The sequence below is a fragment of the Streptomyces pseudoechinosporeus genome, assembly GCF_054783935.1.
The window spans coordinates 108,938-115,460 of the sequence record NZ_BAAGPS010000032.1 but is presented as its reverse complement, the minus strand read 5'-3'; the positions used below and the strand labels follow the sequence as shown (position 1 = coordinate 115,460).

Annotated in this window: 6 protein-coding genes; 1 reads left to right on the top strand and 5 read right to left on the bottom strand. The window is 71.0% G+C overall.

All coding sequences use genetic code 11. From position 1 onward, the window contains the following. Positions 1 to 43: 43 nt before the first annotated feature. The 5 genes from ACYVO6_RS30500 to sigE form a co-directional block, all read right to left on the bottom strand. Positions 44 to 703: a hypothetical protein gene (locus ACYVO6_RS30500; protein WP_461066777.1), complete on the bottom strand. Its 660-nt coding sequence runs from the start codon at positions 701 to 703 to the stop codon at positions 44 to 46. A gap of 229 nt (positions 704 to 932) precedes the next feature. After that, positions 933 to 1,364, bottom strand: coding sequence for a sec-independent translocase (locus ACYVO6_RS30495; protein ID WP_461066775.1), 432 nt, complete (start codon positions 1,362 to 1,364; stop codon positions 933 to 935). A gap of 218 nt (positions 1,365 to 1,582) precedes the next feature. After that, a complete protein-coding gene (locus tag ACYVO6_RS30490; RefSeq protein ID WP_461066773.1) occupies positions 1,583 to 3,667 on the bottom strand; it encodes a S1C family serine protease in 2,085 nt (694 codons plus the stop codon). A 139-nt stretch (positions 3,668 to 3,806) separates the two neighbouring features. Beyond that, positions 3,807 to 4,736 (bottom strand): anti-sigma factor family protein, encoded by a 930-nt coding sequence (locus ACYVO6_RS30485; protein ID WP_461066771.1) that lies wholly within the window; start codon positions 4,734 to 4,736, stop codon positions 3,807 to 3,809. Then, positions 4,733 to 5,506, bottom strand: coding sequence for an RNA polymerase sigma factor SigE (sigE, locus tag ACYVO6_RS30480; RefSeq protein ID WP_461066769.1), 774 nt, complete (start codon positions 5,504 to 5,506; stop codon positions 4,733 to 4,735). Before sigE ends, ACYVO6_RS30485 begins: the two co-directional genes overlap by 4 nt. 142 nt (positions 5,507 to 5,648) lie before the next feature. Here sigE and ACYVO6_RS30475 point away from each other — a divergent pair, with 142 nt between their 5' ends. Next, a complete protein-coding gene (locus ACYVO6_RS30475) occupies positions 5,649 to 6,347 on the top strand; it encodes an O-methyltransferase (protein WP_461066863.1) in 699 nt (232 codons plus the stop codon). Positions 6,348 to 6,523 lie beyond the last annotated feature (176 nt).

Here is a 6,523-nt window from a genome sequence, read left to right as displayed (position 1 = left end):
GGCACCCCCACCTGCGTATCAGCCTGGGCTTACGACGTACCGGCTAGGCGTACGCCGCCAGGTCCTTGATCACGGCGAAGCCCAGGCCGTACGCGCTCATTCCCCGCCCGTACGCGCCCAGGTGAACGCCCTGCTGCGTGGAGCCCGCGAGGACCCAGCCGAACTCGGACTCGCGGTAGTGGAAGGACGCCGGAGCCCCGTCCACCGGGAGCGAGAGGCGGGACCAGTCCGGACCGGTCAGGTCGTCCGCCAGGACCCACGCCGTCTCGGTCTGCTGGTCCAGCCAGTCGTCGCGCAGGGTGTGGTCCATGTGGCCGGGCCAGGTGCAGGACAGCAGTCCCACGCCCGCGAGCCAGGCCGCGGAGGACACCGAGGTGGCCTCCAGGAGCCCGGTGCCGTCGGCGCTGCGCCGCACGGGATTGGCCGCGACGGTGACCACGACCGCGAAGCGCTCCTTGTCGTCCGTCGTCGACTCACTGCGTACGGATGGTTCGTCGCCGTGCCCGATCGAACCGTGCTCCACGGCTCCGTCGGCCGCGGTGCCGACCTGCATCAGCCAGCGCGGTCCCGTGAAGGCCTCGTCGAGGCCGTACCACGGAAAGGGCGCCAGCAGGTAGCCGTCGACCGTGCGCCGGGCGGAGGGGGCCGGTTGTCCGCCCTCCGCGTCCGGCGCCTGCGCGCCTACCCGACTTGTCGTCTCCATTGCCCGGACGCCTCCTCGCTCTCGTCGGACCGAAACGGCCCGCCCCCCATCGGGCGTCCCTCCGGTCCGCACAACAACTAGGCAGGATAGCCACAGGTCGACAGCGAGCTGTGAAACCGGTCGGCGGGTGGGTCGCGTACGCGTCAGGCTCCGAGGGCTGTGAGCAGGCAGAACTCGGTGGCGCGGGATTCTTGAAGCTCGGGGGCAAACGGCCCAGGGGGCGTACGCCTCAGGTCGCGTCCGCGTCGAACGGAGGGCGCTCGAGCTGCTCGGGCTTCTTCGTCATGTCGACGGTGCCGCCGGAGCCCGAGGAGGTGGAGGAGGCGGCCGGCTCCGACTCGCGGCCGTGCACCGCGTCCGTGACCTCGGCCATCTCCTTCTTCAGGTCGAAGCCGTTACGGATCTCCTTGAGCCCCAGGTCGTCGTTGTCCAGCTGCTTGCGGATGAACGTCTTGGGGTTGAGGTCCTCGAACTCGAAGTCCTTGAACTCCGGGCCGAGTTCCTCACGGATGTCCGCCTTGGCGCTCTCCGAGAACTCACGGATCTTGCGAATGGTGCGCGTGACGTCCTGGATCATCTTCGGGAGCTTCTCCGGACCGAAGACGAGCACGGCAAGGACAACGAGCGCCACCAGCTCGAGGGCTCCTATGTCATTGAACACCTTGCAGCTCCTTGGGATGTCCTCGGCCTCGGCGGGATTCTTCCGTGGTCCGGGCCGGATCCACGGTACCCGCCGTTCCTGTCTGTCCGGTACTGTCCCGGCGTCTTACTCGTGCCGTTCCTGTCAGTTCGTGATGCGGTTCCTGTTGGTTCCCGTCTGTTGTTGTCCCCTCTGTGGTCTCCCCTGCTGTCCCGTCCGTTGCTGTCCGTCCGTTCCTGTCAGTCGCCGTCGGCGGAGCCGAGGACGAGGGTGATCTTCCGCTCCTTGCCGTCGCGCTCCAGGGTCAACTCCAGGCGGTCGCCGGGGCGGTGGGCGCGGGTCTTGACGATGAGCTCCTCACCGGAGCGGACTCGCTGGCCGTCGACCTCGGTGATGACGTCGCCCGCCTTGATGCCGGCCCGGTCGCCGGGGCCGCCCTTGGTGACCGGCGGGCCGTCGCCGCCCTTGGTGCCGACGCGGGCACCGTCGCCCGTGAAGTCCATGTCGAGCGTGACACCGATCACCGGGTGCGTGGCCTTGCCGGTGTTGATCAGCTCCTCGGCCACGCGCTTGCCCTGGTTGATGGGGATGGCGAAGCCCAGGCCGATCGATCCGGCCTGGCCGCCCTCCAGGTCGGAGCCGCTGTCGGCGGAGCGGATGGCGCTGTTGATACCGATGACGCGGGCCTTGGAATCCACGAGGGGGCCGCCCGAGTTGCCGGGGTTGATCGGGGCGTCGGTCTGCAGGGCGTCGACGTACGAGACGTCGCTGCCGTCGCCCGACTCGCCGCCCGCGGTGATGGGCCGCTCCTTGGCGCTGATGATCCCGGAGGTCACGGTGTTCTCGAGGTCGAACGGTGCGCCTATGGCCACCACCGGGTCGCCGACCTGGACGTTGTCGGAGTTGCCGAGCGGCAGGGGCTTGAGGCCGCTGACTCCGCTCACCTTCACGACGGCGAGGTCGTAGCCGGTGTCGCCCCCGACGAGTTCGGCCTTGGCGCTCTCGCCGCCGCTGAAGGTCACGGAGATGTCGCCGCTCGCTCCGGCGGGCTCCACGACGTGGTGGTTGGTGAGGATGTGCCCGCGCTCGTCGAGCACGAAGCCGGTGCCCGTGCCCTGCGCCTCCGACCCGCTCACATGCAGGGTCACCACGCTGGGCAGCGCGCTGGCCGCGATCCCGGCCACGCTGTCCGGCGCCCGGCCCTTGGACTCCGTCCCGGCCTGCGGCAGCTCTATGTCCTCGATCCCGCCGTTCCGCTCGAGGTACGCCCCTACGGCGCCTCCGAGGCCTCCGGACACCAGCGCGACGAGTGCGGCTCCGAGGACCAGCAACCGCCTGACTCGCTTACGCCGGCTGCTCTTGCTGTCGACGGCGGCGCCGTTCTGCTGGAGGGGGGCGGCGGCCCAGGGGTCGTAGTGCTGCCAGGGGATTGGCGATTGGAGGGCTTGGGGGTCTTGAGCGGGTTGCGGAGATTGAGGGACTTGGGCTGGGGCTTGAGGGGGTTGGGCTTGGGGGTCTGGGGCCGGGCTTGGGTGGTGGGTCTGGGCCGTGTACGGGCCGGGCGGGACGGGCGCTGCGGGTGCGGGCAGGTGGGTGCCGGGCGGGACGGGCGCTGCGGGTGCGGGCAGGTGGGCTCCGTGGGCGGGGCCCGCTCCAGGCGCGGCGGTGCCGTGCATCGGAGCCGTGGTTCCGACGGGACCGTTCTGCGGCGGAGTCACCGCCTGTCCGGGCACACCATGGCCAGCGGTCGCCCCGGGTGGTGTGCCGGTGCCGTGCCCCGAAGTCGCCGCCGGAACGGCCGTACCCTGCGCGGGAGTCGTCCCCGGATGCTGCACCGGCGGCGCGGGCGCGTAGGGCCCGGGCTCCCCGTACGGAGGCGTGCTGTACGGATCGGGATCATGCAGAGGCTTGGTGCGCGCACCGGACGCACGGTCAGCGGGCACGCGGCCAGCGGACGCGCGGTCAGCAGACGCGCTCACGCCGCCGCGGACGTCGTCCGACACCGAACCGTCCGAGCCATCGGGCACCGGACCACCCGACACCGAACCACCCGCGACCGAAGCCTCCGCCACAGCGCCACCAGACACGGAACCGCTCCCCGGCGCGGCCCCCGCCCCGTACGGCCCCCCGGACGAACCGCCGTCGCCCGCCTCCCGGACAGGCGCAGCGCCCGCAGGCCGCTCCAGCTCGAAGTCGCCCTCGCTGTTCTCACGGCGGAGCTCGCTCGCGGTGTTCTCCGTGTGCCCGATCCGGGTCGGGGTGCCGTCAGGCGTGGCTGGATTCGTCCCGTCCCCCGCGGAAGCGGAGTGCTTCCCCTCGTCCATGCTCTCCCCACACCTGGCCCGCGGCACGGCGCATCGGCGTGCGCCGCGGATTGTCGACTCCGCGCCCCGGGTCTCTCCGGCAGGCGCGGCCCATCCCTGGATTCAACCAGGTTCGCCGGCCGCCGCGCAGAGGGCCGGTTCAGCGGGCGGAGGGAGGCGAGGGCGGGGCGGACGACTCGGGCATCGGCATGACGGCCGACAGCCCGGGCATCGTGAAGTGAGACGTCGTCGACCACGAGGTCAGCGAGACCGGCGGAGGCATCTCGAGGGGACGTATGAGCGGGGACATCGCGGTGGCACCGCCTACCACAGGCGCGGTCAGCGGATGCGGCGAACGCGAGTCCTGCTGTCCGGCCTGCTGGGGCATTCCGGGCAGCAGCGGCGCGGACACCTCGGTCGGCGCGACCTGCTCTCCGGTGAAGGAACGCTGCCCCTGTGCGAGCAGCGGCGCGAAGCCACGGCGGCGCTGCTCGGGCGTCGTCGCCGCGCCCGTGCCCTGCGTACGCGCCGGGGTCACATTGCTGCCCGAGCCGGACCCGGCCCGTGCGTCCGCGGTGTCGGGCACACTGGTCGACACCCCGCCGAGCGCGACCGCGGCCAGCGATACGGCCCCGGCCGCGACGAACGCGAAGCGCAGCCCGCGTGAGGCCGAGCGGTCGGCCTCACGTCTGCTGATGTCATGGATACGGAACCCGCGCTGCTCCGAGGGCAGCACGGCGGCATGCGGGCCGTTCGGCACATACTCGAACGGGTCGTGCCGCACGCTGAAGGCGCCGGACGATCCGAAGCCTCCTCCTCCGCCCAGCCGGGAGCCGCCCCCGTCCCCGTCACTTCCCCCGGGCAGTCCCTGGAGGCGGGCCAGGAAGCTCTCGGAGGGCGGTGGTGGGGCCGCTTCCGCGAATACGTTCTTCAGCCGTCGCTGCTCATCTGCTTCAGCCTTGCACTTCGCGCAGGTGGCGAGGTGGGCCAGGACGCGCTCGCGCGCCTCATGACCGAGCTCCCCGTCCACCAGGGCGGAGAGTCGGTCTCCCAGGTGCTGCTCTGCCGGCGTAGGACGTGATCCACTCACGCGGTCGCGCCCCCTCCTCCCACAGCGGGCACTCCGGTGGCCACCAGGCCCCGGCGCTCGGCGCGGGCCTCGGGCGACCGGTGGGCGAGGGCCTTGCGGAGCTGGGAGCGGCCGCGGTGGATCCGGCTGCGGACCGTGCCGAGCTTGACGCCCAGGGTCGCGGCGATCTCCTCGTACGAAAGCCCCTCGATGTCGCACAGGACGACCGCGGCGCGGAATTCGGGCGCGAGGGTGTCGAGCGCCTGCTGGACGTCCGCGTCGAAGTGCGTGTCGTTGAAGACCTGCTGTGGGGATGGCTCACGGCTGGGCAGCCGCTCGGCCGCGTCGTCGCCGAGCGCGTCGAAACGGATGCGCTGCTTGCGGCGCACCATGTCCAGGAAGAGGTTGGTGGTGATGCGGTGCAGCCAGCCCTCGAAGGTGCCGGGCGTGTAGGTCGACAGGGAGCGGAAGACCCGGACGAAGACTTCCTGGGTCAGGTCCTCGGCATCGTGCTGGTTGCCCGTCAGGCGGTATGCGAGCCGGTAGACCCGGCCGCTGTGCATGCTGACGATCTCCTCCCAGGTGGGCGGAGTCCACGCCTGCGAGTCCGCGTCGGACGTGAAGGTCGCGGTCTGAGCGGAATCGGCAGCGCGGTACTTGTCAGCTGTGTCGGTCACGGATTTCGGCTCACCTACCGATCTGAGCAGGCGCCTCAGCACCCCTCCTCGATCCCCAGGCGCAGCCGCACCTCCCCTGTCGGCTCTGGTGGTGTCCAGTGGAGCCCCTACCATAGCCACCTCGCCCGTTAGCTCCGGATAAGCGGTTTTACGAGAAATTGATGCGCGCTTCCGCGACTGCGTCAGCACTTGCTCGGTCTCCTGGTCCATCTGCTACCCCCCGCGTCGTCCCGCACCCCTTTAAACGCCCGGTCCCATCTGCGGGTTCCCGACGGCAACGGATACAGTCACGCCCAGGCAACCACGGGGACGGGAGAGGGTCATTAGCGGCAACCGGCAGACGAGCTGGGCGTTCGCCGACGCCTTTGTCGCCGAGGACGACACGCTGCGCTGGGCCCGGGACCGGGCCCAGGAAGCAGGGCTGCGCTCGGTGTCGCCCGGCACCGGCGCCGCGCTGCGGTTGCTCGCCGCCACCGTGGGCGCCAAAGCGGTGGCGGAGATCGGAACCGGAACCGGAGTCTCCGGAATTCATTTGCTGCACGGCATGCGGCCGGACGGTGTACTGACCACTGTCGACACGGAGCCGGAGCGCCAGCAGTTCGCCCGGCAGGCCTTCCGCGCCGCCGGCTTCGCCAGTAATCGCGCGCGCTTCATTCCAGGCCGCGCTCTGGATGTTCTGCCCCGGCTCGCGGACTCCGGATACGACCTCGTCTTCTGCGACGGGGACCGTCTGGAATACCTGGACTATCTCGCCGAATCGTTGCGCCTGCTGCGCCCGGGCGGCCTTGTCTGTTTCGAGGGCGTCTTCTCCAACGGCCGGACCGTGGACTCGGGCCCGCAGCCGACGGAAGTACTGCGCCAGCGCGAGCTGCTGCGCACGGTCCGCGAGACCCAGGACCTGGTGCCCTCGCTGCTGCCGGTGGGCGACGGCCTGCTGTGCGCGGTCAAGCGCTGAGCTCCCCCTTTTTTAGAGCTCGGTTCGCCTCCGGGGCGCTGCAGCCGGTGTCGAGAGGCCGATCGTGCTCGGCCCTCCTTCGTCGGGCCTCCGCACTCCCCCACTCTCGGCTCCGCTCGAGCGGGGGGACCCCCATGGTCTCTCGACACCGTCGCGCCCCTTCGGCTCACTCGCTG